The organism is Promicromonospora kroppenstedtii, from assembly GCF_044389675.1.
Taxonomy (GTDB): domain Bacteria; phylum Actinomycetota; class Actinomycetes; order Actinomycetales; family Cellulomonadaceae; genus Promicromonospora; species Promicromonospora kroppenstedtii.
In genome coordinates, this window is sequence record NZ_JBIRYI010000014.1 from 119,471 (window position 1) to 145,666 (window position 26,196).

23 protein-coding genes are annotated in these 26,196 nt (G+C 72.6%); 13 read left to right on the top strand and 10 right to left on the bottom strand.

Annotated elements, in window-relative coordinates; all coding sequences use genetic code 11:
- Positions 1–7: 7 nt before the first annotated feature.
- Both ACH47X_RS21150 and dusB read right to left on the bottom strand, forming a co-directional pair.
- Positions 8–1,849, bottom strand: a complete 1,842-nt coding sequence (locus ACH47X_RS21150) for a serine/threonine-protein kinase (RefSeq protein WP_397406671.1) — start codon at positions 1,847–1,849, stop codon at positions 8–10.
- A 49-nt stretch (positions 1,850–1,898) separates the two neighbouring features.
- The gene (gene dusB / locus ACH47X_RS21155) at positions 1,899–3,089 is read right to left on the bottom strand and encodes a tRNA dihydrouridine synthase DusB (RefSeq protein WP_397406674.1); all 1,191 of its coding nucleotides are present in this window, start codon (positions 3,087–3,089) and stop codon (positions 1,899–1,901) included.
- Between the two features lie 194 nt (positions 3,090–3,283).
- Here dusB and ACH47X_RS21160 point away from each other — a divergent pair, with 194 nt between their 5' ends.
- The 6 genes from ACH47X_RS21160 (at position 3,284) to ACH47X_RS21185 (ending at position 9,253) form a co-directional block, all read left to right on the top strand.
- Positions 3,284–4,726: a basic amino acid/polyamine antiporter gene (locus ACH47X_RS21160; RefSeq protein ID WP_397406676.1), complete on the top strand. Its 1,443-nt coding sequence runs from the start codon at positions 3,284–3,286 to the stop codon at positions 4,724–4,726.
- A gap of 28 nt (positions 4,727–4,754) precedes the next feature.
- Positions 4,755–6,017, top strand: a complete 1,263-nt coding sequence (locus tag ACH47X_RS21165; RefSeq protein ID WP_397406678.1) for an arginine deiminase — start codon at positions 4,755–4,757, stop codon at positions 6,015–6,017.
- Positions 6,018–6,226: 209 nt separating this feature from the next.
- Positions 6,227–6,856, top strand: coding sequence for a hypothetical protein (locus tag ACH47X_RS21170; RefSeq protein ID WP_397406680.1), 630 nt, complete (start codon positions 6,227–6,229; stop codon positions 6,854–6,856).
- The gene (locus tag ACH47X_RS21175) at positions 6,853–8,400 is read left to right on the top strand and encodes a hypothetical protein (RefSeq protein ID WP_397406682.1); all 1,548 of its coding nucleotides are present in this window, start codon (positions 6,853–6,855) and stop codon (positions 8,398–8,400) included. The genes ACH47X_RS21170 and ACH47X_RS21175 overlap by 4 nt, the downstream gene beginning before the upstream one ends.
- On the top strand, positions 8,400–8,840 hold the full coding sequence (locus ACH47X_RS21180; protein ID WP_397406683.1) for a hypothetical protein: 441 nt from the start codon (positions 8,400–8,402) through the stop codon (positions 8,838–8,840). Before ACH47X_RS21175 ends, ACH47X_RS21180 begins: the two co-directional genes overlap by 1 nt.
- A complete protein-coding gene (locus ACH47X_RS21185; RefSeq protein WP_397406685.1) occupies positions 8,837–9,253 on the top strand; it encodes a hypothetical protein in 417 nt (138 codons plus the stop codon). Before ACH47X_RS21180 ends, ACH47X_RS21185 begins: the two co-directional genes overlap by 4 nt.
- A gap of 82 nt (positions 9,254–9,335) precedes the next feature.
- Here ACH47X_RS21185 and ACH47X_RS21190 read toward each other — a convergent pair whose 3' ends face one another.
- Both ACH47X_RS21190 and ACH47X_RS21195 read right to left on the bottom strand, forming a co-directional pair.
- A complete protein-coding gene (locus tag ACH47X_RS21190; protein WP_397406686.1) occupies positions 9,336–11,108 on the bottom strand; it encodes a glycoside hydrolase family 13 protein in 1,773 nt (590 codons plus the stop codon).
- 101 nt (positions 11,109–11,209) lie between these two features.
- Entirely contained in the window at positions 11,210–12,259 is a 1,050-nt protein-coding gene (locus ACH47X_RS21195) for a LacI family DNA-binding transcriptional regulator (protein WP_397406688.1), read from the bottom strand.
- 196 nt (positions 12,260–12,455) lie between these two features.
- On the opposite strand from ACH47X_RS21195, the gene ACH47X_RS21200 reads away from it, so the two are divergent.
- Genes ACH47X_RS21200 through ACH47X_RS21210 form a run of 3 tightly spaced genes read left to right on the top strand, consistent with a single transcriptional unit; the run spans position 12,456 to position 16,131 of the window.
- Positions 12,456–13,679, top strand: coding sequence for a sugar ABC transporter substrate-binding protein (locus ACH47X_RS21200; protein WP_397406691.1), 1,224 nt, complete (start codon positions 12,456–12,458; stop codon positions 13,677–13,679).
- A complete protein-coding gene (locus ACH47X_RS21205; protein ID WP_397406693.1) occupies positions 13,679–15,247 on the top strand; it encodes an ABC transporter permease subunit in 1,569 nt (522 codons plus the stop codon). The genes ACH47X_RS21200 and ACH47X_RS21205 overlap by 1 nt, the downstream gene beginning before the upstream one ends.
- Entirely contained in the window at positions 15,247–16,131 is an 885-nt protein-coding gene (locus tag ACH47X_RS21210) for a sugar ABC transporter permease (protein WP_397406695.1), read from the top strand. Before ACH47X_RS21205 ends, ACH47X_RS21210 begins: the two co-directional genes overlap by 1 nt.
- Positions 16,132–16,254: 123 nt before the next feature.
- Here ACH47X_RS21210 and ACH47X_RS21215 read toward each other — a convergent pair whose 3' ends face one another.
- The 3 genes from ACH47X_RS21215 to ACH47X_RS21225 all read right to left on the bottom strand — a co-directional run bounded on the left by ACH47X_RS21215 (position 16,255) and on the right by ACH47X_RS21225 (position 18,365).
- Positions 16,255–17,550, bottom strand: a complete 1,296-nt coding sequence (locus ACH47X_RS21215; protein WP_397406776.1) for a deoxyguanosinetriphosphate triphosphohydrolase — start codon at positions 17,548–17,550, stop codon at positions 16,255–16,257.
- Between the two features lie 100 nt (positions 17,551–17,650).
- A complete protein-coding gene (locus ACH47X_RS21220) occupies positions 17,651–17,824 on the bottom strand; it encodes a DUF4236 domain-containing protein (RefSeq protein WP_020014001.1) in 174 nt (57 codons plus the stop codon).
- A gap of 88 nt (positions 17,825–17,912) precedes the next feature.
- Complete coding sequence (locus ACH47X_RS21225; RefSeq protein WP_397406697.1) at positions 17,913–18,365, bottom strand: VOC family protein; 453 nt, start codon at positions 18,363–18,365, stop codon at positions 17,913–17,915.
- A gap of 43 nt (positions 18,366–18,408) precedes the next feature.
- On the opposite strand from ACH47X_RS21225, the gene ACH47X_RS21230 reads away from it, so the two are divergent.
- Complete coding sequence (locus ACH47X_RS21230; protein ID WP_397406699.1) at positions 18,409–19,323, top strand: helix-turn-helix domain-containing protein; 915 nt, start codon at positions 18,409–18,411, stop codon at positions 19,321–19,323.
- Positions 19,324–19,333: 10 nt separating this feature from the next.
- Here the strand turns inward: ACH47X_RS21230 and ACH47X_RS21235 are convergent, their stop codons facing one another.
- Entirely contained in the window at positions 19,334–20,317 is a 984-nt protein-coding gene (locus ACH47X_RS21235) for an alpha/beta hydrolase family protein (RefSeq protein WP_397406701.1), read from the bottom strand.
- Positions 20,318–20,508: 191 nt separating this feature from the next.
- Here ACH47X_RS21235 and ACH47X_RS21240 point away from each other — a divergent pair, with 191 nt between their 5' ends.
- Positions 20,509–21,093: a TetR/AcrR family transcriptional regulator gene (locus ACH47X_RS21240; RefSeq protein WP_397406702.1), complete on the top strand. Its 585-nt coding sequence runs from the start codon at positions 20,509–20,511 to the stop codon at positions 21,091–21,093.
- Between the two features lie 60 nt (positions 21,094–21,153).
- Positions 21,154–23,106, top strand: a complete 1,953-nt coding sequence (dnaG, locus tag ACH47X_RS21245) for a DNA primase (protein WP_397406704.1) — start codon at positions 21,154–21,156, stop codon at positions 23,104–23,106.
- Positions 23,107–23,258: 152 nt separating this feature from the next.
- Here dnaG and ACH47X_RS21250 read toward each other — a convergent pair whose 3' ends face one another.
- Positions 23,259–24,203 carry an NAD(P)/FAD-dependent oxidoreductase gene (locus ACH47X_RS21250; RefSeq protein ID WP_397406706.1) on the bottom strand — a complete coding sequence of 315 codons (945 nt, stop codon included), beginning with the start codon at positions 24,201–24,203 and terminating at the stop codon, positions 23,259–23,261.
- A 62-nt stretch (positions 24,204–24,265) separates the two neighbouring features.
- Here ACH47X_RS21250 and ACH47X_RS21255 point away from each other — a divergent pair, with 62 nt between their 5' ends.
- Positions 24,266–24,694, top strand: coding sequence for a helix-turn-helix domain-containing protein (locus ACH47X_RS21255; protein ID WP_020014006.1), 429 nt, complete (start codon positions 24,266–24,268; stop codon positions 24,692–24,694).
- Positions 24,695–24,697: 3 nt separating this feature from the next.
- Here ACH47X_RS21255 and ACH47X_RS21260 read toward each other — a convergent pair whose 3' ends face one another.
- Positions 24,698–26,134 (bottom strand): MDR family MFS transporter, encoded by a 1,437-nt coding sequence (locus ACH47X_RS21260; protein WP_397406708.1) that lies wholly within the window; start codon positions 26,132–26,134, stop codon positions 24,698–24,700.
- Positions 26,135–26,196: the final 62 nt, after the last annotated feature.

Below are 26,196 nucleotides of genomic sequence, written 5' to 3' on the forward strand. Positions count from 1 at the left end.
GGGCCGGCTACTGGCCGGCCGGGACCCACTCGTCCGGCAGCGTGAAGTTCGTGCCGAACTCGGCGGAGCGGTAGCCGTCCCGCTCCGCGGTCACCGTCACCCGGCCCTGGTTGCCGGCGCGGCCGCCCCCGATCCAGATGCGCCGGCCGGGCGGGTAGTCGGCCCACCTGATGGTCTCGTCACGGGTGACGTCCACCCACGACCACGTGTAGGTGACGTTCGGGTCCTGGTCCACCTCGCAGTACGTCATCCAGCCGGAGTTCACCTTGCCGGGGTCCATCCGGATCGAGCACTGCGGCTGCGGCACGGTGGGCTGCGGCACCGTGCCCGTGGCGTCGGAGAGCACCGCGGCCTCGGCGTACCCCGACCGGGTGGCGGTCAGCCGGACCTGGACCGGCTTGCCCACGTCGCCGAGCGCGACGGTGTAGCTGCACGAACCGAGGTTGTCCCGCTCCTCACCGCCGATGCTCCACACGCACGTGGTGCCGGACGGCTCCGGCGACCAGCCGGTCGCCCTCGCGATGATCTTCTGGCCCACCTGGACCGATGCGGGGATCGACACGGTGCCCGGCCGGAACCGGGCGGGGGCGGCCTGCTCCTCGGCGGGCTCGGCCTCCTGCTCGTCGACGGGCGTGGCGGCCGGGGCGCTGGGGGAGGGCGACGGCTTGCTCGACGGCTCGGTCGCGCTGGGGCTGGGGCTCGGCGTGGCGGACGGCTCCGCGGGCGCGGACCCGTCGGCCCGGGGCGTCCCGACCGTGCCGGGCGTGTCGTCGGGGCCCAGGAAGTGCGCGAGCGCCGCCGCGGCCCCGCCGCCGGCCAGCACGAGGCCGAGCGCGACCAGGCCGGTCAGGACCCGGCGCCGCACCCGGCCCGGCGGGCTCTCCTCCGGAAGGTCGGGAGCGGCCACGGGAGCAGCCGGTCCCCGGGCCGGCTCCGACCCCGTGCCCAGCACCGTGTCCGCGCCGGTCAGGCGGGCGCTCGTCAGGCCGGTGACCTCGGGCTCCACGTACGGCAGGTCGGCGAGCGAGGCGAGCACCGCCGCCGTCGTCGGGCGTGCGGCCGGGTCCTTGGCCAGGCACGCGGCCACCAGGCCGCGCAGGCCGGCGGGCACGACGTCGAGGGCGGGCGGCTCGTGCACGATCCGGTAGGTGACCGACGCCAGGCTGCCCGTCCCGAACGGCGGGGTCCCGGACGCAGCGAGGTGGGTGACGGCGCCGAGCGACCACACGTCGGTGGCGGTGGTGACGGCCTCACCGCGGGCCTGCTCGGGCGACATGAACTGCGGCGTCCCCGGCTGGGCGCCCGTGGTGGTCAGCGAGGTGGCGTCGGAGTCCGCGACGACGCCCAGGTCGATCAGGACCGGCCCGTCGGGGCCGAGCAGCACGTTGGTGGGCTTCACGTCCCGGTGGACGAGCCCTTCGCGGTGGATCGCGTCGAGGGCCTCGGTGAGACCCAGGACGAGCTCGCGGACGGCCTCCTCCGGCAGGCTGCCCAGCTCGGCGATGGCGTGCGCCAGGGTGGGGCCGGGCACGTGCTCGGTGGCGAGCCACGGCGTGGCCGCGTCGACGTCGAAGTCGACGACGGCCGCCGTACGGCGGCTGCGCACGCGGGTCGCGGCCGACACCTCGCGGCGGAACCGGGTCCGGAACTCGTTCTCGCCGGTGCGCTCGGGGTGGATCACCTTGATCGCGAGCAGGCGGCCGCTGCGGGTCGCCCCGAGGTACACCACGCCCATGCCGCCCTGGCCCAGCCGGCCCCGGATCTCGTAGCCGCCGATCTCGGGCGGGTCGTCTGCGGCGGTGGGCGTGATCTCGGGCGCGCTGACACGGCGCGCGACGTCGGACAGCACGGAAGGAGCGTAACGGACCTGGTCAGGTTCACCCGCCGCCAGGGGAGTCCTACCCGCCGCTGACGCTCAGCTCGGCCTCGCGCAGCCTGGCCTCGAACTCCTCCGACAGGTCCCGCGAGTCGAGCCAGCCGTACGGCAGGTGCGGGGTCTTGGGGGAGCCCGCGCGTCCGCGGGGGCCTTCGGCGTCCTCGCCGGGGTAGGGCGCGTCCAGGTCCAGGGCGTCGAGCCGCTCGCGGAGCTCGTCCAGGGTGTCGATCAGGGCGAGCGAGTGGCGCTTCTCGCCGCCGACGGCGTAGCCCTTGAGGTACCAGGCCATGTGCTTGCGCAGGTCGCGCATGCCCTTGCCCTCGTCGCCGTCGAAGTACTCGACCATGAGCAGGCCGTGCCGGTAGATCGTGTCGGCCACCTCGCGCAGCCCGGGCCGCACGCGCAGGTCTGAGCCGTTGAACGCGGCGGCAAGGTCGGCGAACAGCCAGGGGCGACCCTGGCAGCCCCGGCCCACGACGACGCCGTCGGCCCCGGTCTCCTCGACCATGCGCACGGCGTCCTCGGCGGACCAGATGTCGCCGTTGCCGAGCACCGGGATGGTGCGCACGGCCTCCTTGAGGCGTGCGACGGCCTCCCACTCGGCCTGCCCGGAGTAGTGCTGGGCGGCGGTCCGGGCGTGCAGGGACACGGCGGCGACGCCGAGCGACTCCGCGATCCGGCCGGCCTCGAGGTAGGTGAGGTGGTCGTCGTCGATGCCCTTGCGCATCTTGATGGTCACGGGCACGCCGTGCGGCTCGGCGGCCTCGACCGCTGCCTTGACGATGTCCGTGAAGAGCTGGCGCTTCCACGGCAGGGCGGCGCCGCCGCCCTTGCGCGTCACCTTGGGTACCGGGCAGCCGAAGTTCAGGTCGACGTGGTCGGCCCGGTCCTCACCGGCGATGATCTTCACGGCCGCGCCCACGGTCGCCGGGTCCACGCCGTACACCTGCGCCGAGCGCGGCGTCTCCTCCGGGCCGAACGTGACGATCCGCAGGGCCTCCACGTTGCGCTCCACGAGCGCGCGGCTGGTCACCATCTCCGCGACGTACAGGCCCGGGTCGAAGCCGGCCGACCGGCCGGCCTCGCGGCAGAGCGTGCGGAAGGCGCGGTTGGTCACGCCGGCCATCGGTGCGAGCACCACCGGCGTGCCCACCGTGATGGGCCCGATCTGGAGGGGCTTGAGCAGCGGGGTCGGGGCGAGCGCGGAAGTCACGGGTCCATTCTGGCGCACACCGCCGGGAGGCCGCTGCGACGCGGGCCACAGGCCCGCCTTGAACGGTGAAACATCTTTTGCCGACCTCTGTCGGACATGCTTCTAATTGCACTGCTGGGACGTCGTGGGGGAGCGACGCTCCGGGACGTGAAACCGGGCAACCGGACCGTGCACGAGCGCATGGGGGTCTCGCGATGGCGCAGCAGTCCGAGAGCAGCACGCAGGATCGCACGGCGAAGATCAGCGTGGCCACGCTCACCGCGATGGTCGTCGGCTCGATGGTGGGCGCCGGCGTCTTCTCGCTGCCGAGCCGCTTCGCCGGCGAGACCGGGGTGCTGGGCGCGCTGATCTCCTGGACGATCGCCGGTACCGGCATGCTCATGCTCGCCTTCGTGTTCCAGCGGCTCGCGATCCGCAAGCCCGACCTCGACTCCGGGGTCTACGCCTACGCGAAGGCCGGGTTCGGCGAGTACCTCGGTTTCTTCTCGGCCTTCGGGTACTGGGCGAGCGCGTGCGTCGGCAACGTCACCTACTGGATCCTCATCATGTCGACGCTGGGCGCGGTGCTGCCCGTGCTGGGGGAGGGCGACACCCTCGTGGCGTTCGTGGCGTCGTCCGCCTGCGTGTGGGGGTTCTACCTGCTCGTGCGCCGCGGCGTGAAGGAGGCGACGACGATCAACCGCATCGTCACCGTCGCCAAGCTGGTGCCGATCATCATGTTCGTGCTCATCGCGGCCTTCCTGCTCGACCCTCAGGTGCTCGCGGAGAACTTCCAGGGCTACGGCATCACCGGCCCGCTGTTCGACCAGGTGCGCGGCACCATGCTCGCCACGGTCTTCGTCTTCCTCGGCGTCGAGGGCGCGAGCGTCTACTCGCGGCACGCGCGGCGCCGGGAGGACGTCGGCCGGGCGACCGTGCTCGGCTTCCTCATGGTGCTCGCCATCTTCGCGTCGGTCACCATCGTGTCCTACGGCATCCTCCCGATGCAGGAGATCGCGGACCTGCGCCAGCCGTCGATGGCGGGGGTCCTGGAGGCGGCCGTCGGCGGCTGGGGCGCCGTCTTCGTGAGCGTGGGCCTGATCGTGTCCGTCCTCGGCGCCTACCTGGCGTGGACCCTGATGTCGTCCGAGGTGCTGTTCGTCGCGGCCAAGGACCGGGACATGCCGCGGTTCCTCGCGACGTCCGACGCGAACGACGTGCCCCGCGCCGCCCTCCTCATGACGACCGTGCTGATCCAGGTGGTCCTGTTCGTCACGCTGCTGTCCGACGACGCGTTCACGTTCGCGCTCGACCTCACCAGCGCGCTGTCGCTCATCCCGTTCCTGCTCGCCGCCGGCTTCGCGTTCAAGCTGGCGCTGGGCCGCGGCGGGCCGGCGGAGGGCAGCCGCACCACGGGCGACCTCGTCATCGCGTCCCTCGCCGTGCTCTACACGGCGTTCCTGCTCTTCGCGGCCGGGCTCACGTTCGTGCTGCTGTCGTTCGTGATCTACGCCCCGGCCACGATCCTGTTCGCGATGACGCGGCGCGAGCAGAACCGGCGGGTGTTCAGCCGGGGTGAGCTGGTGATCTTCGTCGTGTCGGTGGTCGGGGCGGTGACCGGCGTCGTCGCGCTGGCCACGGGCACGATCTCCATCTGAAGGCGATCTCCGTCCGAAAGGGAAGACCATGACGATCCAGAGCGACGACACGACGCGGCCCTCGGCGGCCTACGGGGTGCACTCGGAGGTCGGGCGCCTGCGCAAGGTGCTGGTCTGCCGTCCGGGCCTGGCCCACCGGCGGCTCACGCCCACCACCTCGGACGACCTCCTGTTCGACGACGTGCTGTGGGTGGACCGGGCGATCGAGCACCACGCCGGGTTCGTCGCCGACCTGCGGTCCCGGGACGTCGACGTCGTGGAGCTGCACGACGTGCTCGCCGCGACCATGCGGGTGCCCGGGGCACGGGACTGGCTGCTGGACCGCAAGATCGTGCCGGGCGTGGTCGGCACCGGCATGATCGACGCGACCCGCGAGTTCCTCGAGGGCCTGGCCCCGGAGCAGCTCGCCGAGTACCTGATCGGCGGCCTGGCCACGCAGGACGTGCCCGACCTGCCGGCCGCCCACCGCTCGCTCGCGGAGTACACGCTCGACTCCCGCGAGTACCTGATGGCGCCCGTGCCCAACACCCTGTTCACGCGGGACACGACCTGCTGGCTCTACGGCGGCGTGACGCTCAACCCCCTGTACTGGCCGGCCCGGCACGACGAGACGCTGCTGATGAAGGCCGTCTACGAGTTCCACCCGGACTTCGTGGGGTCCACCGTCTGGTGGGGCGACCCGGAGACCGACCACCAGCGGGCCACGCTGGAGGGTGGCGACGTGATGCCCGTGGGCAACGGCACCGTGCTGGTGGGCATGAGCGAGCGCACCTCCCGGCAGGCGATCACGCAGGTCGCCGCTGCCCTGTTCGCGGGCGGCGCGGCGCAGCAGGTGGTCGTGGCGGGCATGCCCAAGCTCCGCTCGGCCATGCACCTGGACACGGTCATGACCTTCGCCGACGTCGACACCGTGACCGTCTATCCCCGCATCGTCGAGGCGATCCACGCGTTCGTGCTGCGGCCGGGCAGCGACGGGGAGGTCGCCGTCACCGACGAGGGCGCCACCTCGTTCCTGGACGTCGTGGCGCGCGAGACCGGGCTCGGCGAGCTGCGCGTGATCGAGACCGGCGGCGACGTGTACGAGTCCGAGCGCCAGCAGTGGGACAGTGGGAACAACGCGGTAGCGGTGGAGCCCGGGGTCGTGTTCACGTACGACCGCAACACGACCACCAACGACCTGCTGCGCAAGGCCGGCATCGAGGTCATCGAGATCAACGGCGCCGAGCTGGGACGGGGCCGCGGCGGCGGCCACTGCATGACCTGCCCGATCGTCCGCGACCCGGCCTTCTGAGCGCGCGGTCCCGGTTCGCCCCGGCGCCCGTGGCCGGGCAAGATACGGCCTGACCTGATCTTTGGCCATGGGTAGTTCAATCGTGGACGGGCCCCGCGCCCGGGGATACGGTTCGGCTGCGGTATGCCGAGGGTCGTTGACGGGTGTCGAAGAGGGAGTTGCGCATGGCCGGCCGGATTCTGGAGCTTGACGCAAGACAGTGGGCTGCGGTGACGGCCGAGGCGAGGGACGGCGGCGGCACGACCGCCGTGGGCACGGCGCTTGCGGAGCACCTGGGCGCACCCGTGCGCGCGACCCTGATCGCCACGTCCGGCTCGAGCGGCACGGTGACCCGGCTGACCCTGATCGGCGACCACGCGCTGCTGGTGATCCAGGTGATCGCCGAGCGCGACGGGGAGACCTTCCTGGCGCCCGGCGCCGAGCTGCGGTTCGCCACGGCCGACCAGCTGTGGCCCGCGCTGACCGCCGCCCTGCCGCCGTTCGAGGCCCTGCGGGCCCCGGCGTCGGCCGTGCCCGGCCCCGCGCTGGGCTCGACGCCGTCCACCGGCCCGGTCGTCGACCGGGCCGAGCTGGTCCGGCTGCTCGACGACGAGCAGGCGAACCTCCAGGTCAGCGTCGAGGCGTGGGGCGACTCGGACGCTCCCGAGGTGGTCTGGCCGCGGCTCTGGTCCGTGGTGGACGGCCGCCTGCTCGACGTGCGGACCGACGACGGCGCGGTGGCGCCCGTCGAGCGGCCGGCCGGCTCGGTCGCCGCCGAGCTGCAGTGGGCCCTGGTCGGCGCGGTGGACGCCACCACGCCGGAGCCCGGCACCGGTGCCGAGGGTGAGGCACGGCAGTGAGCGACACGATGCAGGGGCAGGATCCGGAACAGGTACGGGCCCTCGCCAAGATGCTCGAGGACGGCGCCTCACAGCTGGAGTCGGTCAAGTCGATCACCTCCGTCGCCGTCTGGGGCTTCGACGGGGCGGGCCCCAACGTCGAGCAGATGCGCGGCGAGTGGGAGTCGCAGCACGCGCCCATGCTCGGCACCGTCGCGGAGTCGCTGACCACCTACGCCCAGCGGGCGAGGGCCAACGCCGACGCCCAGGACCAGACCTCGAACACGTACGACGGCGGCGGCTTCGCCGGGGTCTCGACCCAGGGGTCGGGCAACACGGGCGGGGACGACGACGGCGGCGGCGTGCTCGACTGGCTCGGGGACAAGGCGGGCGACCTCTGGGACGCCGGCGGCGACGCCGTCGACTGGGTCGGGGACAAGGCCGGGGACGCCGCGGGCTGGATCGGCGACCGGGCGAACGACCTCTGGGACGCCGGCGGCAACGCGGTCGACTGGCTCGGCGACAAGGGCTCCGCCGCGGTCGGCTGGCTGGGCGACCGGGGCTCCGACGTCCTGGGCTGGCTGGGCGACCGCGGGAGCGCCATCGGCGGCGCGTTCATGAACGTGGGCGACGCCGGCCTGCAGCTCTGGGACGCGACCGGTGGGGCGATCCTCGACGGCGAGTGGCCACGGACGACGGAGGTGCTCGCGTCCGGCATCCGGCTCGCGGGCACGACGGTCGGCCTGGGTCTCACCGCCGGCTCGCTCGGCATGTTCGATCCCAAGGTCTTCGACGACGGCGACCCGTACGCGGGGGACCCGACGGACGTCGCCGCACCGCGCGAGCCCTCCAGCATCTCGGAGGTCGCGCTCGGCGTGACCGACTCGTACAACGCCGGCGACGGCAACGTCCGGATCACCACGATCGACGGGCCCGACGGCCCGCGCGTCATCGTCAACGTGCCCGGCACCGAGGCGTGGAACCCCTCGGCGGGCGACAACCCCATGGACCTGACCGGCAACCTGGTCACGGCGGGCGGCTCGCGCTCGACCATGAGCGAGGCCGTCATGCTCGCCATGCGGAACGCGGACATCCCGCCGGGTGCCGAGGTCATGATGGTCGGTCACTCCCAGGGCGGCATGACGGTGGCCGACCTGACGTCCGACCCCGGGTTCGTGAGCGAGTTCAACGTCACCCATGCGATGACCTACGGCTCGCCGATCGACAGCGCGCACATCGACCCGTCGGTGAGCGTGCTGGAGATGCAGCACCAGCACGACGTCGTCCCACGCCTGGACCTCGGCGACTCGCGGTTCCCGTTCCTGCCCGGCGGGCAGAACGAGAGCGCCAACCACACCAGCGTCACGTTCGACGACCCGGGCTCCGCCTTCAACGCCGTGGCCAACCACGACCATGCCGAGGCGTACCCGAACTCCATGGCGAACAGCACCGACCCCGGGTACCTCGCCTACCAGCAGGAGCTGCGGGACAGCGGGTTCCTCACGTCTCCCGACTCGAACTCGATCGTGACCGCGCAGGACGTCCACGTCGGCCGGAAGAACTGATGGGCGAAGGCTGGGCGCGCCGCCGGCGCCGGCTCGTGGACCGGCTCTCGGAGTCCGGACCGGTCGGCGGCGGGCTCGCGGCGCTGCTCAGCCTGGGCAAGGCGCGCAACCCGGACTGCGAGGAGCTGCTCACCACGACGGCGCTCGCCGTCGAGGGCGTCGTCTCGGCGGAGTTCGAGTGCAGCGACCAGTTCGGCGGCGGCTGGCAGCGCGGCAAGGTGGTGGTGCGGGCGTCGTCGGAGGACGAGGCGGTGCGGGTGATGGAGGCGCTGCTGCGGGCCTTCGCGGCCGAGCCGCGGCTGGAGCCGCGCTGGGCCACCCCGCAGGAGTACCGGAACGAGGACGGCTCGGTCGTGGTCGGGGCCCGGCACGCGGGGTTCTCCGGCGTGCCGACGATCCGCCAGGTACGGGAACACTACGAAGAGGGACTGGCTGAATGATGCGACGTGACCGAGCGCGGTACCTGCCCGCCGTCCTGGCGGCGGCGCTGGTGCTGCCCTTGTCGGCGTGCTCGTCGGGCGACACCGACCGGTGCGCCGAGGCGTTCACCGAGGCGGCGACGGCGGTCTCCGGCGTGGTCTCGGCCGAGTGGGAGTGCAGCGACAACTTCGGTGGCGGCTGGCAGCGCGGCGACGTGGTGGTCTCGGCGACCACCGAGGACGAGGCCGTCGAGGTGATGGACGGCGTGCTGCGGTCCATCGCCGCGGCAGGCGACCTCGAGGACACCTGGGCGACCCCGCAGCAGTACGCGAACGAGGACGGGTCGATCGTCGTGGGTGCGAACGACCTCGGCTTCAACGGCCCGCCGACCGTCGGCGAGGCCCGCGAGCACTACGGCATCACGCCGGGCTGACCCACCCACTGACCTGTTGCCGGTCGAGCCTGTCGAGACCCGGGTCTCGACAGGCTCGACCGGCCTTCGGAGCAGCGGTGCGTCAGCCCCGCAGCCAGACCGTCGTGTCCGACGGCAGCTCGCCCGAGCCGGCGTCGAGCTCGCCCGAGGCGACCAGCACCTGCGCCCCGGCGGGCAGCGCGAACGGCGTCGCGCCCAGGTTGGCGACCACGACGACGTCGGCCACGCGGAAGGCGACGACGTCCGGGTGCTCGGCCAGGGAGTCGACCCACGAGAGCACGCCCGCGCCGAGGTTCTCGGCCCGGCGCAGGCCGAGGGCCGCCCGGTACATCTCGAAGGTCGAGCCCTCGACGCCGTACTGCTGGTCGGCGGCGAGCTCGGCGTAGACGTCGGGCTGCGGCAGCCAGGTCTTGCCCGTGGGGCCGAACCCGTTGCCCGGCGCGCCACCGACCCACGGCAGCGGCACACGGCAGCCGTCGCGGCCCGGCTCGGCGCCGTTCGTGCGGAAGAAGGACGGGTCCTGCCGCACGTCGTCGGGCAGGGCGGTATGGTCGGGCAGGCCCAGCTCCTCGCCCTGGTACACGTACGCCGAGCCCGGCAGGCCGAGCATGAGCAGCGTCGCGGCGCGGGCGCGGCGCAGGCCGAGCGCGGCGTCGGGCTGCGGGTCGGTCGCGCCGATGCCGTTGAGCTGGCGTCCGCCGATCTCTTCCAGGCCGAAGCGCGAGGCGTGCCGCACCACGTCGTGGTTGGACAGCACCCAGGTGGTGGGGGCGCCGACGGCCTCCATGGTGCTCAGCGACGCGTTGACGACGGTACGAACGGTCGCGGCGTCCCAGGGCGCCGTGAGGAACGAGAAGTTGAAGGCCTGGTGCATCTCGTCCGGGCGCACGTAGCGGGCCAGGCGGCTCAGCGGCTCGACCCAGGCCTCGGCCACGAGGCAGCGGTCGCCGTCGTACTCGGCGAGCACCTTGTGCCAGGCGCGGTAGATGTCGTGCACGCCGTCCTGGTCGAACATGGGGCCGCGGTTGCCCGCGCCCGTGGAGCCGTCCTCGGGGGCACCCGGGTCGGACTCGGAGGCATCCTCGACGGTGCCCTCGACCATCGCGACCTGGCCGTCCCAGTCGGGCAGGCCCGGGGCCTTGATCATGCCGTGCGCGACGTCGACGCGGAACCCGTCCACGCCCCGGTCGAGCCAGAACCGCAGCACGCCCTCGAACTCGGCGCGGACCTCCGGGTTCTCCCAGTTCAGGTCGGGCTGCGTGGAGTCGAACAGGTGCAGGTACCACTGCGGGCCGAGCGGGCCGTCGTCCTCGCGCGGCGCCAGCCGCGTCCACGCCGGGCCGCCGAAGATCGACTGCCAGTTGTTCGGCACCTCGTCGCCGGCGGGACCGCGCCCGTCGCGGAACATGTACCGCTCGCGCTCGGCCGAGCCGGGGGCTGCGGCCAGCGCCTCCTGGAACCAGGCGTGCTGGTCGGAGGAGTGGTTCGGCACGAGGTCGACGATGACCTTGAGGCCGCGCTCGTGGGCGCCGGCGAGCATCTCGTCGAAGTCGGCGAGCGTGCCGAACAGCGGGTCGATGTCGCGGTAGTCGGCGACGTCGTAGCCCGCGTCCTTCTGGGGCGAGCGGTAGAACGGGCTCAGCCAGACGGCGTCCACACCGAGCTGCGCCAGGTGGTCCAGCTTGGCGGTGACACCCGGCAGGTCGCCGGTCCCGTCGCCGTCACCGTCCGCGAACGAGCGCGGGTAGACCTGGTAGATCACCGCGTCGCGCCACCACTCGCCGCTGGTCGCGGGGGTGTGGGCGGGCGCGCCGGCGGTGAGGTCGACGGTGCTGAGCGAGGTCGTGCTGGTCACGTGTGGCGTCCTCAGGGGTCGGGAAAAGGGGCTGTAACGCTTGCAGCAAGCGTACGGGAGGAATCGCCCCCGATCGGCCAGTGTGCTGCGTCAGACAGCCCTCAGGCGGGGGCGTGCGGGGCCGCGCCCGTCGAACCGCGCACCACCAGCTCGGGGGTGAACAACAGTTCCGAGCGCGGCGCGCGCTCGCCCTGGATCTCGGTGAGCAGGGCGCTCACGGCGGCGTGCGCCATGTCGGCCACGGGCTGCCGCACCGTCGTCAGCGGCGGGTCGGTGAACGCCACCAGGGGCGAGTCGTCGTAGCCGACGACGCTCACGTCGTCGGGCACGGAGAGGCCACGGGCGTGCGCCGCGCGCACGGCGCCCAGCGCCATCAGGTCGGACCCGCAGACCACGGCGGTGTGCCCGGCGTCGAACAGCTCGCCTGCCGCGGCCTGGCCGCCCTCCAGCGTGTAGAGCGTGAGGCTGACGTGCGCGCGCGCCTCCTCCTCGGTGTCGGCCAGGCCGTGCCGCAGGAGCTGGGCCACGAAGGCCTCGATCTTACGCTTGGCCGGCACGAACCGGTCCGGCCCGATGGCCATGCCGATGCTGCGGTGGCCCAGCGCTACCAGGTGCCGCACCGAGAGCTCGATGCTGGCGCTGTCATCCGGCGACACGAACGGGGCGTCGATGCCCTCGGCGTAGCCGTTGATGAGCACGATCGGCAGTCCGCGGCCGCGCAGCCGCTGGTAGCGCTCCGTGGAGGCGCGCGTGTCGGCGTGCTTGCCGGACACGAACACGATGCCGTCGACCGCGTGGTCGATCAGGGTCTCGACGTACTCGTCCTCGGTGGTGCCGCCCGGCGACTGCGTGCACAGCAGCGGCGTGTACCCGCGCGAGGCGAGCTGCGACTCGATGGCCTGCGCGAACGCGGGGAAGACCGGGTTGGACAGCTCGGGGACCACCAGGCCGATGAGGCCGGCGGGTCGGGCCCGCAGCGCGGACGGGCGCTCGTAGCCCAGCACGTCGAGGGCCGCGAGCACCGCCTGCCGGGTCTCGCCGGCCACGCCGGGCTTGCCGTTGAGCACGCGCGACACGGTCGCGGTGGAGACCCCAGCCTGCTCGGCGAGGTCGGTCAGTCGGGTGCGCACGCCTGGCAGCCTAAGTGACATGTGACCTCCTCGTCCCGGGTGATCCACGGGTGTCGCGCCCCTGTCGCGCCCCGTGGTCGCCGCCGTCGTCCTGGTAACGGCTGCAAGCGATGCTGAAACTTTATCGCAACTTCTTGCATAATGGGCCGACGTGCCCGTACGGTTCGGGCATCGAAACCCAGGCCCGACGTCGGGCCGCGAACCATCGGGAGTGACGATGCGACGGAGCATCCTGACCGCCGCTGTCCTGACCACGACGCTGGCGCTGGCCGCCTGCGCGGGCGGCGCGGAGGAGAAAGCGGGCGGCGAGGAGTCGGCCGCACCGAACGGCGAGGGTGCCACCCTCACCGTGTGGGTCGACGAGACCCGCCAGGCCGCCGTGGAGGAGGCCGCTGTCGGCTTCGAGGAGACCACGGGCGCCGACGTCGAGGTGGTCCTGAAGAACTTCGAGGACATCCGGCCCGACTTCCTGGCGCAGGTGCCCACGGGCAAGGGCCCGGACATCACGGTCGGCGCGCACGACTGGCTGGGTGAGCTCACGACCAACGGTGTCGTGGCCCCGATCGAGCTCGGCGACACGGCCGACAAGTTCGAGCCGGTCTCCGTCTCGGCCTTCACGCAGGACGGCCAGGTCTACGGCCTGCCCTACGCGGTGGAGAACATCGCGCTCATCCGCAACACGGAGCTCGCCCCGGAGGCGCCCGCCACCTGGGACGACGCGATCGCGGCCGGCAAGGACGCCGGCACCAAGTACCCGCTGCTGATCCAGACCTCCACCGAGGGCGACCCCTACACCTTCTACCCGCTGCAGACGTCGTTCGGCGCCCCGGTCTTCGAGCAGAACGCGGACGGCTCGTACAAGCCCGAGCTCGCCCTCGGGGGCGAGGGCGGCACCGCCTTCGCCGAGTGGCTCGCGGAGCAGGGCGACGCCGGCAACCTGAGCACCGACGTCACCTACGACATCGCGCTGGCGGCCTTCGCCAAGGGCGAGTCGCCGTTCATCGTGGGCGGCCCGTGGATGCTGGAGTCGTTCGGCGACCTCGACCTGTCGATCGACCCGATCCCGAGCGCCGGCGGCGAGCCCGCCCAGCCGTTCGTGGGCGTGGCCGGCTTCTACGTGAGTGCGCAGAGCGAGAACGCGCTGCTCGCCAACGACTTCCTGGTCAACTACATGGCCACCCCCGAGGCGCAGCTCGCGCTGTACGAGGCGGGTGACCGTCCGCCGGCCCTCATCGAGGCCGCCGACACCGCCTCCGAGGACCCGATCACCGCGGGCTTCCGTGAGGTCGGCGCCGACGCGGTCCCGATGCCGTCGCTGCCCGAGATGGGCGCCGTGTGGGCGTACTGGGGCGTGACCGAGGCCGCGATCGTCTCCGGCAAGTCCGACCCGGCGAAGGCCTGGGACAAGATGGTCGCCGACATCCAGGGCGAGATCGGTTGATGTACTCACCCGTGACCCGGGGCTCCGGCCGGACCGGCTGGAGCCCCGGGTTTCTCGTCAAGCTCGTCCTGATCGCCCTGGTCGACGCCCTGGGCGTCTACGCGGTGCTCGCCGCCTGGGGCGCGGAGTCCTGGGGCGTGCTGGCCGCCATGGTGGCGCTCCTGATCGTCGCCAACTGGGCCTACTTCTCCAAGCGCGCGCTGCCGCTCAAGTACATCCTGCCCGGCCTCGCGTTCCTGCTCGTCTACCAGGTGTACGTGGTGGCCTACACGGGCTACGTCGCGTTCACGAACTACGGTGACGGGCACAACTCCACCAAGGAGCAGGCCGTCGAGGCCCTCCTGGTGCAGAACGAGCGCCGCGTGGAGGGCTCGCCCTCCTCGCCCCTGACGGTGGTGGCCGACGGCGACACGCTCGGCTTCGCGATCGTCTCGCCCGACGGCGCGGTGCAGGCCGGCACGGCCGACCAGCCGCTGGAGCCCGTGGACGGCGCCTCCGTCGACGCCGGCCGGATCACCGCGCTGCCCGGCTACGACGTGCTGGAGTACGCCGCCGTCCTGGAACGGCAGCAGGAGGTCACCGAGCTGCGGGTGCCGGTGTCGGACGACCCGAACGACGGCTCGGTCCGCACCCAGGACGCCCGCACCGGCTACGTCTTCACGTCCACGCTGACCTACGACGCGGCGTCGGACACGATGACCGACACCACCACGGGCGTGACGTACACACCCAACGACGACGGCCAGTTCGAGGCCGCCGACGGGACCACCCTGCCCGTGGGCTGGCGCGTGCTGGTGGGCCTGGACAACTTCGTCACCGCGTTCGGCGACGACCGGTACGCCGGGCCGTTCGGCAAGATCCTGGTGTGGACGTTCGCGTTCGCCGTGCTCTCGGTCGCGTCCACGTTCCTGCTCGGCCTGTTCCTGGCGATCGCGTTCAACGACGCCCGCCTGCGCGGCCGCCGGATCTACCGGACGCTCGTCATCCTGCCGTACGCGATCCCGGGGTTCCTCGCGGCCCTGCTGTGGTCGGGCATGCTCAACCGGTCGTACGGGTTCGTCAACGAGGTGCTGCTCGGCGGGGCCTCGATCCCGTGGCTCACCGACCCGGTGCTGGCCAAGCTGGCCGTGCTGGGCGTGAACCTGTGGCTCGGTTTCCCGTACATGTTCCTGATCTGCACGGGGGCGCTGCAGTCGCTGCCGACCGACGTGCTGGAGGCCGCGAAGATCGACGGCGCCGGCCGCTGGCGCACGTGGCGGTCCATCACGCTGCCGCTGCTGCTGGTCGCGACGGCGCCGCTGCTCATCTCGTCGTTCGCGTTCAACTTCAACAACTTCACGCTGATCTACATGCTCACGGGCGGCGGCCCGCGGTTCGACGACGCCTCGGTGCCGCTGGGGCACACGGACATCCTCATCTCGATGGTGTACTCGGTCTCCGGGCTCGACGGCACTGCGGCCAAGGACTACGGCCTGGCCAGCGCCCTGTCGATCGTCATCTTCCTGGTGGTCGCGACCATCTCCGCCATCGCGTTCCGGCGCACCCGATCGCTCGAGGAGATCGCCTGATGAACTCGCGCACAGCACACGTCGCCCGGCGTCCCGGGCAGCGCGCCCGCTGGTTCTCCGAGATCGGCTGGCGGCACCTGGTCGGCATCATCGCCGTGGTCTACGCGGGCTTCCCGCTCGTCTACGTGGTCTCCGCCTCCCTGGCCGACGGCGGCACCCTGACCGGCTCGAACGAGCTGTTCGCGTCGGTGTCGGGGGCCAACTACGCGGCGCTCGCCGGCACGCGGTTCTGGACCTGGATGGCCAACACCCTGGTGGTGGCGGTCGCGACGGGCGCCGGCACCGTGCTCATGGGCGCGGCGGCCGCGTACGCCTTCTCCCGGTTCCGTTTCAGCGGACGCCGCGTGGGGCTCACGGCCCTGCTGATCATCCAGATGTTCCCGCAGATGCTCGCCTTCGTGGCGATCTTCCTGCTGCTCATCTCGCTCGGGAACGTGGTGCCCGGCCTAGGCCTGGACTCCAAGCTCTCGCTGATCTGCGTGTACCTGGGCGGGGCGCTCGGCGTGAACACGTTCCTCATGTACGGGTTCTTCAACACCGTGCCGCGAGAGATCGACGAGGCCGCGAAGATCGACGGTGCCTCGCACGCCCAGATCTACTGGACCATCGTGCTGCGCCTGACCGCGCCGATCCTCGCCGTGGTGGGGCTGCTGAGCTTCATCAGCACGTTCGGCGAGTTCATCATCGCGCGGGTGCTGCTCCAGTCGGAGGACAACTGGACGCTCGCCGTGGGCCTCTACGGCTGGGTCTCCTCGCTGCAGGACGCCAACTGGGGCCTGTTCACGGCCGGCGCCGTGATCTCGGCGGTGCCGGTGCTCGCGCTGTTCCTGTTCCTGCAGAAGTACATCGTGGGCGGGCTGACGGCGGGCTCCGTCAAGGGGTGAGCAGCTCATTCCCCTTTGAGGCCTAAGTTTCTTCGCTTTCCGGTACCGGAAAGCGAAGAAACTTAGGCCTCAAAGATGGGGTCACGGGCACCCTATGAGCCGGTCCACGGTTGGCGGATGAGCCTAGGGGCTGACCAGCCGCCGGTGCAGCGCGATCGCCGACAGGTCCGTCAGCGAGGCGACCTGGTCCACCACCACGCGCAGGCGCGCGGCGTCGTCGGGTGCCGCGCGCCAGTCCGCGGCGAGCGGCGGCTCCAGCTCGTCGGGCCCGCGGTCGGCGAGCACGCGCACCAGGTCGGTCAGGATCTCCCGCTCCCGCAGGTAGCGGGGCTCCTGGCCCCTGGGCGCCATCACGTAGGCCACCGCGATGCCCTTCAGGGCGAGGATCTCGTGCTCGATCTCGTCGGGCACCACGAGCCGCGCGGCGTAGCGCGTCAGCGCGCCGTCGCCGTACTCGGCGCGGGTCGCGTCGATCGCGGCTCCGATGAACCGGCCGATGAGCTGGCTCGTCATGTCCTTCAGCGAGGCCAGCGAGCCGCGCGACCCGTCGAAGGCCCGTACCAGGTGGCCCTCGCCGCGCAGGTACTCCTGCAGCCGGCCGATGGCGGCGTCGATCGCGTCGGCCCGGTACCACTCGCCGTACCAGGACCGGACGTACTCGGCCACGCGCGCCCGCTCCTCGGCGTCGGCCATGAGGTCCAGGTCGACGCGGCCCGCCACGACGCCGTCCTCGACGTCGTGCACGGAGTAGCTGATGTCGTCGGCGAGGTCCATGACCTGCGCCTCCAGGCACTTGACGCCGTCGGGCGCGTCCTTGCGCAGCCAGGTGAACACGGGCGCGTCGTCGGGGTAGACGCCGAACTTGCGGCTCGCCGTGCCGTCCGGCCGGGCCGGGCCCGCGCCGTACGCCCACGGGTACTTGACGCTCGCGTCGAGGCTGGCGCGGGTCAGGTTGAGGCCGGCGGGCACGCCGTCGAACCCGATCACCTTGGGTTCCAGCCGGGTCAGCAGGCGCAGGGTCTGCGCGTTGCCCTCGAAGCCGCCGATCGGCTCGGCGATCTCGGCCAGGGCGGTCTCGCCGTTGTGCCCGAAGGGCGGGTGCCCCAGGTCGTGCGTGAGGCAGGCGGTGTCGACGACGTCGGGGTCGCAGCCGAGCGAGCGCCCCATGCCGCGGCCCACCTGGGCCACCTCGAGGGAGTGGGTCAGGCGCGTGCGCACGAAGTCGTCGTGGCCGGCGCCGAGCACCTGGGTCTTGGCGCCGAGCCGGCGCAGCGCGGAGGAGTGCACCACGCGCCCGCGGTCGCGTTCGAACGGGGTCCGGGCCCGCGACTTGGGCGGTTCGGTCACCCAGCGCTCGACGTCCTGCGCGCTGTACGACGGCGGGATGCTCTTCCCGGGGGCTTGCTCCACGCTGGCCACTCTAGCCACGCGGCCGGGAATCCCGGAATCACGCGGCTCCGTGGCCTCGGTCGACGGGCCGTCGCCGGCGGAGGCAGGGCACTGCCTCCGCCGCGCCGCGTCACTTGTTGTTGCTGTACCAGCTCAGTCCGCCGGGGAGGTTGATCGAGTGCTTCTTGGTCTTGGAGTTCCAGGTCCAGGGACCCACCTTGAAGCTCATCGACGACAGGCCCCGCTGCGTGATGTTGAACTTGAGCGGCCCGAACGACAGCCGCTTGCGATACCTGATTCCCATGGTGCTTCTGTTCCTCCCTGAGTCGGGGCAAAGCGTACCGAACCGCGCTAGCCCGGCAAACCGCATCAGGGAGCGTGTCAGACGGCCGTCAGTCGCGGGCCGCGACCCAGGCGTCGCTGGCGCGCTGGACGTCGTCGGGCGTGACCGACTCCGCGACCGTCACGAAGTACCAGCGGTGCCCGAACGGGCAGCGCACCGCGGCCTGCCGGAACCCCTCGAACCAGTCGGCCGGCTCGGCCACGCTGCTTGCGCCGGCCTCGATCGCACGCGCGTAGGCGGTGTCGGTGTCCTCGACCGGGATCGTGAAGCTCGCGTGCGTCGGCGCGCCCGGCTCGGGAGCCGCCGAGTCGGGCGGGAAAGCGCCGGCCACGGTGAACGTGGACTCGCCCGCGGCGGACCGCAGGATCAGGTCGGAGTGGATCACGGCGTCGCCGGCGGTGATCACGTCGAGCGTCTCGGCGCCCAGCGCGGCCTCGTAGAACGCGATGGCGGCCCGGGCGTCGGACACGGCGATGTTGGGGTGCAGGGCTGAGTTCTTCATGTGACCGATGCTCGCGCGTCCCGGGTGTGCCAGTCTTGGAAGAATGCGACAGGTGTTCGACGGCGAGATCTCGGCGGGCGCGCTCTCGGCCGGAGTCTCAGCCGGAAGCGCTGCGGGCAGCGCCCTGGAGTCCGGTCCCACGCTCGGCATCGTGAACCCCGTGCGGGCGCGCGACCGGTTCGCGCTGGCCCGCGTCGAGCCCGCGCCCGACCTCGCCGACCTCGTGGACTGGCACTGGGTGATCACCTGGGACCTGCCGCCCGGCGTCACGTTCACGCAGAACGTCCTGCCGCACCCGGTGGGCCAGGTGGTCGCGGAGCGCACGGGCTATCTCGCCTACGCCATGCCGCTCGCGCCGGTCGACCGGCGCACCCTGTCCGGGACCGGCGCCGTGGTCGGCACCAAGCTGCGCCCCGGCGGCTACCGCGCCCTGCTCGGGCTCGCGCACGCGGGCGAGCGCGGCGCCGTCGGGCCGGCCGCGTTCCTCGGCCCGACGGCGCCACGCACCTGCGCCGAGGCGCTCGCGCAGGCCTCGGCCGGGCAGCCCGACGCCGCCGTCCGGACCGTCACCCCGTTGCTCCAGGCCGCCGCAGAACGGGCCCGGACGCCGCGGTCCACTGCTGCGCTGGCCGCGCTCCGTGAGGCGTTCGCAGCCATCGCCGACGCCGTGCCCGGCAGCACCGTCGCGGCGCTCGCGACCGGGCTCGGCACCACGCCGCGCTCGCTGCAGCGCCTGTTCGCCGACTGGGTCGGGGTGAGTCCCAAGTGGGTGCTGCGGCGGCACCGGGTGCACCTCGCCGCAGAGCTGCTGGGTCGTGACCCGGCCCTGGACCTGGCGGGGCTCGCGGCCGCCGTCGGCTACTACGACCAGGCGCACTTCACCGGGGAATTCGTGCGCGCGGTGGGTGTCGCGCCGGGCGAGTACGCGCGGAGCTGCGCGGCGGCGCTCGGCGCCTGAGCAGGTCGCCCTAGCGCGACTCGATCCGGCCCAGCGGGTTGCTGCTCGTCGCCAGGTCCGCGCGGGCCGCCGCCCAGCTCGATCCCTCGATACCGAGCGCGTCACGCAGGTAGGCCCAGGTGAGCCGCTGGATCAGGGCCACGCGCTCGGGGTGCTCGTCGGTGGTCTCGCTGATCGCGTAGCCGCCGATCCCGCCCAGTGAGTGCTCCGCCCCGAACAGGGTGAGCAGGGTCTTGGTCCCCGGGCTGAGAAAGTACGGGTCGGTCGTCCAGTCCGGCCCGCGGACGCTCAGCGGGAGCTCGTCGTGGTCGCCGGCGACCACCAGGGCCTGCGTCGACATCTCGGCGAAGCTCGGGTTCCGCAACCACGGGAAGTTCTCGGCGGCGTACGGCGTCAGGTCCGCCCCGCCCCGGCCGGCCGTGGCGAACAGCACGCCGGCCTTGATGCGCGGGTCGGACAGGTCCTCAGCCTTCGTGCCCTCCGGGCCGCTGCCCTCGGGCCCGCCGTCCGGGTCGCCGACCCGCAGGCCCAGCAGGATGCCCGCCGTCTGGCCGCCGAAGGAGTGCCCCGCCGCGGCGATACGGTCCCGGTCGAGGCGCCCGGCGAGGCCGGGCACGGCGGCTTCCAGGACGTCGAGGTGATCGAGGACGCGCTTCATGTCGTCGACCCGATGACGCCAGAACCGTGGCCTGCGGGGGTCGTCCTGCGCGAGGCCGAGGGTCCTGGAGTCGAGGTGGGTCGGCTGGATCACCGCGAACCCGTGCGCGGCCCAGAAGTCGGCCAGCGGGCCGTAGCCGTGCAGCGACGAGCCGAATCCGTGCGACAGGACGACGACCGGCAGGTTCCGCCCGGTCGCCGGGGCCGAGACCTTGACCTGGAGGTCCACGCCGCGGCCTGGTGCGTCCAGCGTCACGGGGTAGGCCGAGACGACGAGGTCTCCTGTGCTGCCGCCCGTCGCCGCGGTCTCCGGTGCTGCTGTCTCTGATGTGGTCATGGAACGAACTTCCTCTCCGGCGGGGCCGGCGGGCGGTCGACGACGGTGGCGACGTCTGGCCGACCCGCAGCCCCTCTCTCGTTCTGGTCGTGAGAACGCTGATCTGGCATCATGTTTAACCGGGACAGCGTCCCGATTAAACATACGGGACACTGTCCCGTTTATCAACGAGGTGCTGGAGGGAAGCCGTGGTGAGTGACAGCGAGCTGGAGGCGGTGCGTGTGGCCAGGCCCAAGCGGGCGGACGCGCGACGCAACGAGAAGGCGCTGCTCGACGCCGCCGCAGCGGTCTTCGTCACCTCGGGTGTGGAGGCTCCGATCCGGGACATCGCGTTCCGGGCCGGCGTCGGGACGGCCACGATCTACCGCCATTTCCCGACGCGGGCGGACCTCATCGTCGCCGTCTACCGACATCAGGTCGAGGATCTTGCCGAGGCCGGCCCGGCGCTCCTGGCGAGCAGCGCGACGCCGTATGCGGCGCTGGGTGGCTGGATGGACGCCTTCGTCGACTTCGTGGTGACCAAGCAGGGGCTGGCCACGGTGCTGCAGTCCGACGACCCGTGCTACGACCCGCTGCACACCTACTTCGTCGAGCGGCTGGAGCCGGTGTGCGCGCGCCTGCTCGACGCCGCGGCGTCGTCCGGCGAGATCCGGCCCGGGCAGGACGCCTACGAACTGATGCGCGGGGTCGGGGGCCTCTGTGCGGGCGCCGGGACCAATCCCCGCTATGACGCGCGCCGCCTGGTCGGGCTCCTCGTCGCGGGCCTGCGCGCCTGACCGTGCCGGGGGTGTGGACGACGGCGTCGTAGCCCGCCGCGCGAGCATAGACTTCGGAGCGTGGCCGGGCTGATCAGACGTGAGGATGTGGACCAGGTCCGCGAACGAGCGCGGATCGACGAGATCGTCTCGGCGCACGTGACCCTCAAGCCTGCCGGGGTGGGCGCGCTGGTGGGCCTGTGCCCCTTCCACGACGAGCGCAGCCCCAGCTTCAACGTGCGGCCCAGCGTGGGCCGGTACCACTGCTTCGGTTGTGGCGAGGGCGGCGACGTCATCGAGTTCGTCATGAAGATGGACGGGCTGAGCTTCACCGAGGCCATCGAGTACCTCGCGGGCAAGACGGGCGTGACGCTGCGCTACGAGGAGGGCGGCAACGCCCGTCCGCGGGAGGAGCCGGGCAAGCGCCAGCGCCTGCTGGAGGCGCACCGGGTGGCCGCGGACTTCTACGCGGAACAGCTCATGGGGCCTGACGCGACGGCGGCGCGCGCGTTCCTGGCGGAGCGCAGCTTCGACCGGTCCGACGCCGAGCGGTTCGGCGTGGGCTTCGCGCCCAAGGGCTGGGACTCGTTGCAGCGCCACCTCCAGGGCCGCGGGTTCACGCAGGCGGAGCTGGTGGCCAGCGGCCTGATGTCGCAGGGGCAGCGCGGTATCTACGACCGGTTCCGCGGGCGTGTCATGTGGCCCATCCGGGACGTGACGGGCGCGGTCATCGGGTTCGGCGCGCGGCGCCTGTTCGAGGACGACCAGGGCCCCAAGTACCTGAACACCCCCGAGACGAGCCTCTACAAGAAGTCGCACGTGCTGTACGGGATCGACCTGGCCAAGCGGGAGATCGCCAAGGGCAAGCGCGTGGTGGTGGTCGAGGGGTACACGGACGTCATGGCGGCGCACCTGTCGGGTGTGACGACGGCGGTGGCCACCTGCGGTACGGCGTTCGGCGGCGACCACGCCAAGGTGGTGCGGCGCCTGCTGGGTGACACGACGGCGGGCGGCGGCATGCAGCTCGCGTCGGGCGGCACCGTGGGCGGCGAGATCATCTTCACGTTCGACGGCGACGCGGCGGGCCAGAAGGCCGCCGAGCGCGCCTACGGCGAGGACCAGCGGTTCTTCGCGCAGACGTACGTGGCCGTGGCCGACGGCGGGATGGACCCCTGCGACCTGCGCATGGCCAAGGGCCCGGAGGCGGTGCGCGCGCTGGTCGACGGCCGCAAGCCGCTGTTCGCGTTCGTCATCCAGGCCAAGCTCAAGCAGTACGACCTCAACACGGTCGAGGGCCGCGTGCTCGCGGTGCGGGCGGCCGCGCCGGAGATCGTCGGCATCCGCGACCGCAGCCAGCGCGACGGCTACGTGCGCCAGGTCGCAGGCTGGATCGGCACGGAGATCGAGGAGGTGCGCCGCGAGGTGGCACGCGCGGCGTCGACGCCGTCGCAGCGCCGCCCGGCGGACCGGCCGGACGGCGCCCGGCCACCGTCGGGGGCGACGCCGGTGGCCGGTGCCCCCGGTGGGGGCCGCCCTGCGCAGGTGGCGCAGCTGCCCGCGCCGGACCCGCGCGACCCGGTGGCGCGCGACGAGCGGCTCGCGCTCGTGGCGGTGCTCCAGTACCCGCAGCACGTGCCGGCGTCGTTCGACGAGCTCGGCGAGGACGCGTTCGCGGTGCCGGCCTGGCGCGCGGTGCACGCGGCGATCCGGGCGGCCGGGGGTGTGGCCGTCGGGCGCGAGCTGTCGGCCGCGCAGTGGGTCGCCGCCGTCCTGGAGCAGTCCCCCGAGTCGGTGGCGATCGTGGTCACGCAGCTCTCGGTCGCGTCCCTGCCGGAGGACCGGGAAGCGGCCGTCGCGGCGTTCGTCGAGGGCCTGGTGCGGCGCGTCGTCGACCTGGGCCTCAAGCGCCGGGTCGACGACGCGCGCAGCCGCCTGCAGCGCCTGGACCCGTCCGACGAGAGCGCCTACAACGCGGCGTTCGCCGAGCTGCTCGCGATCGAGAGCGAGCGCAGGGCGCTGCGCGAGAGCGCATGAGGGCCGGGTCGGCTGCTGAGGTCGCCACTCTCCTTGCACGCTGATTCTGAGGTCGGCAGTCTGCATCGAGATCGGTCCAGCGCTGGACCGATCTCGATGCAGACTGCCGAACTGGCAGGTTCGGGGTCAGGGGAGTGCCGACCCGCAGCGGGTCAGGCCGGCGTCGGCGCAGGGTGGTCCCTGCCCAGGAGGTCCGCGTCCAGGGACACCGCCGCGAGCTGGCCCGACGCCGCCGCCATGAGCACCGACGCCATCGGCCCCGGCATCGCCGCGGTGTGCGCCATGTCGCCGGCCGCGAACACGCCGGGCAGGCTGGTGCGGGCCATCGCGTCGACCTCGACGGCACCCGACGGCAGCAGCGTCAGCCCGAGCTGCTCCGCGAACGGCGCCCGCTGACCGAACTCGGCGGCCACGAAGATGCCGCCCACCTCCTCGTCCGGCCCGTCCGCGAGGACGACGCGGGCGCCGTCGGCCGTGGGCACGAGCTCCTTGACGGGCTCGGGCCGCACGGCCACCCCGCCGTCGGCCAGGAGGGCGCGGGTGTCGGCGTCGAGGTCGCCGCCGTCGGCCAGGACGGTCAGGCGGCTCGCGATGCGTTCCAGCAGGAACGCGACCCGGGCGACGTGCGGGCCGCTGCCGAGGACGGCGACGGGCCTGCCGCTGAGCTCGTGCCCGTGGCAGTAGGGGCACACGGCCGCGACGGTGCCGAACAGCGGTTGCAGCCCGGGGATCGAGGGCAGGGTGTCGCGCAGGCCGGTCGCGAGCACGACGCCGCGGGTGGTCAGGTGCTCGCCGCCCACCTCGACCCGGAACCCGGCCCCGTCGGATACGACGGCGGTCGCGGCGCCCTCTCGGACGGTCACCGTCGCGTAGGCGGCGAGCTCGCCGCGGGCCACGGTGCGGAACTCCGCCGGGGGCCGGCCGTCGTTGGTCACCACGTTGTGCATGTGCTCGGCGGTGGCGTTGCGGTACTCGCCGGAGTCGAGCAGCAGCACGCGCCGGTGCATGCGGCCGAGGGTGAGGGCGGCCTGCAGCCCGGCGGGACCGCCGCCGATCACGACGGCGTCGTAGGAGTTCAGTGGGGGTGTGGCAGACATGGCAGGGCTCCGTTTCCCGGGACGTCTTGCGGTACCACCCCAGGATGTGACTTCATGTTGACATGAAGTCAAGCGAGACCTGGTCGGTCGGCGAGACGGCCCGTCGGTTCGGGCTGGAGACCCATGTGCTGCGCTACTGGGAGGACGAGGACCTGCTGCGGCCCGCGCGCGACGGCGCCGGGCGGCGGCGCTACGGGCGCGACGACGTCGTGCGGGTGGGCGTCATCGTGCGCAGCAAGGCGGCGGGCATGAGCCTGGAGCAGGTGCGGGTCATGCTCGACGCCGGGGCGTACGACCGGCACCAGGTCCTGGAGGCGCACATCGCGGACCTGGACCGCCGGATGGCCGACATGGCGGCGTCCCGCGCGATGACGGAGCACGCGCTGCAGTGCCGCGCGCACGACATCGCGACCTGCCCCGGGTTCCGCAAGCACGTGCAGGACGTGCTCGACGGAGTCCGGGAGGGCTTCGCGGTCACGCCGACCGCGTAACCGTTACACGGACTGTGTGACCTTCGGGTTGTCGCGGGGGAGCAGCAGCACCGTCACGATCATCACCGCGGCGCAGGCCACGACGCACCAGAAGACCAGGTGCATCGCGTGCGCGAGCCCGGCCCCCTCGGGCGTGCCGTCCGCGCCGACGACGGTCAGGGCGTTGACCACCGCGCCGAGCGCTGCGACGCCGACGGCCTGCCCGATCGACCGGGCGAACATGTTGGTGGCGGTCACCGCCCCGCGCTCGCCCCAGCCCACGCTGTGCTGGGCGGCGAGCAGGGTCGGCACGGCCACCAGGCCCATGCCCAGCCCGATCACGAACACGGCGGCCGAGATTTGCCAGACGGCGGCGTCGGCGTCGAGCAGGAGGGTGAGCAGCGCCCCCGCCAGCACGACCACCGAGCCGATGGTGCTGGTCCAGCGGAAGCCGATCGCGAGGTAGACACGTCCCGACAGGGTGGCCGCGATGGGCCAGCCGAGCGTGAGCGCGGCCAGCGCGAACCCGGCCACCAGCGGTCCGACGCCGAGCACACCCTGCGCGTAGATCGGGATGTAGGTGGACAGGCCGAGCGTGATGACGCCGACCATCAGCGACGCCGCCGTCGACGCGCCCACCACGCGGCGGCGCAGCAGCCGCAGGTCGAAGATGGGGTGCGGGTTGCGGCGCGCGGCCAGGGCGAACGCGACCAGCAGCGCCACCGCGGCGACGAAGATCGCGATCGACTGCGCGGAGGCCCAGCCCCAGGCGTGGCCGCCCTCCAGCAGCCCGAGCACGAGCAGCGTGCTGCCACCCGTGAGCAGGACGGCGCCCACGTAGTCGACGGGCTCGCGGGCGCCGTCGCGCTCCTTCTCGTGGAACTTGCGCCAGATCGCGAACAGGGCCACGGCCCCGATCGGCACGTTGACCCAGAAGATCCAGCGCCAGCTCACGAACTGGCTGAACACGCCGCCCAGCGTCGGGCCGAGCACCGAGGAGACCGCCCACACGCTGGCCATGTAACCCTGCGTCCTGGCGCGCTCGGCGAGCGTGTAGATGTCGCTCGTGATCGTCATGGACATCGGCAGGATCGCGCCCGCGCCCAGGCCCTGCAGCACCCGGAACCAGATCAGGGCCGGCATGCTCCAGGCCACGGCGCACAGGACCGACCCGAGCACGAACAACGCGATGCCGACGAGGATCACGCGCTTGCGGCCGAACACGTCGGCCAGCCGCCCGTACAGCGGCACGGTCACGGCCTGGGCCAGCGTGTACGCGGAGAAGAGCCAGGGGACCTGCTCGAACGCGCCCAGCTCGCGCGCGATCGTGGTCGAGGCCGTGGCGAGGATCGTGGCGTCGAGCGCCACCAGCGCCGTGGCGAGCATGAGCGCGCCGAGGATGGGACCACGGTCGCCGCGCAGGCCGAGCCGCGTGTCGGTGGTGGTGGACGTCGCGGTCATGCCTGGGGTTCCGGGGTGTGCTGCACGACACCTACAAGGTTGCCCGGGGCACCGCCTATTCC

Bases quoted from the DNA above. Each gene is read 5' to 3' on its own strand.
- ACH47X_RS21250 (WP_397406706.1), bottom strand. From the start codon at position 24,203: ATGTCTGCCACACCCCCACTGAACTCCTACGACGCCGTCGTGATCGGC.
- ACH47X_RS21160 (WP_397406676.1), top strand. From the start codon at position 3,284: ATGGCGCAGCAGTCCGAGAGCAGCACGCAGGATCGCACGGCGAAGATC.
- ACH47X_RS21165 (WP_397406678.1), top strand. From the start codon at position 4,755: ATGACGATCCAGAGCGACGACACGACGCGGCCCTCGGCGGCCTACGGG.
- ACH47X_RS21260 (WP_397406708.1), bottom strand. From the start codon at position 26,134: ATGACCGCGACGTCCACCACCACCGACACGCGGCTCGGCCTGCGCGGC.
- ACH47X_RS21230 (WP_397406699.1), top strand. From the start codon at position 18,409: ATGCGACAGGTGTTCGACGGCGAGATCTCGGCGGGCGCGCTCTCGGCC.
- ACH47X_RS21210 (WP_397406695.1), top strand. From the start codon at position 15,247: ATGAACTCGCGCACAGCACACGTCGCCCGGCGTCCCGGGCAGCGCGCC.
- ACH47X_RS21195 (WP_397406688.1), bottom strand. From the start codon at position 12,259: ATGTCACTTAGGCTGCCAGGCGTGCGCACCCGACTGACCGACCTCGCC.
- ACH47X_RS21235 (WP_397406701.1), bottom strand. From the start codon at position 20,317: ATGACCACATCAGAGACAGCAGCACCGGAGACCGCGGCGACGGGCGGC.
- ACH47X_RS21225 (WP_397406697.1), bottom strand. From the start codon at position 18,365: ATGAAGAACTCAGCCCTGCACCCCAACATCGCCGTGTCCGACGCCCGG.
- ACH47X_RS21255 (WP_020014006.1), top strand. From the start codon at position 24,266: ATGAAGTCAAGCGAGACCTGGTCGGTCGGCGAGACGGCCCGTCGGTTC.
- ACH47X_RS21220 (WP_020014001.1), bottom strand. From the start codon at position 17,824: ATGGGAATCAGGTATCGCAAGCGGCTGTCGTTCGGGCCGCTCAAGTTC.
- ACH47X_RS21180 (WP_397406683.1), top strand. From the start codon at position 8,400: ATGGGCGAAGGCTGGGCGCGCCGCCGGCGCCGGCTCGTGGACCGGCTC.
- ACH47X_RS21185 (WP_397406685.1), top strand. From the start codon at position 8,837: ATGATGCGACGTGACCGAGCGCGGTACCTGCCCGCCGTCCTGGCGGCG.
- ACH47X_RS21200 (WP_397406691.1), top strand. From the start codon at position 12,456: ATGCGACGGAGCATCCTGACCGCCGCTGTCCTGACCACGACGCTGGCG.
- ACH47X_RS21205 (WP_397406693.1), top strand. From the start codon at position 13,679: ATGTACTCACCCGTGACCCGGGGCTCCGGCCGGACCGGCTGGAGCCCC.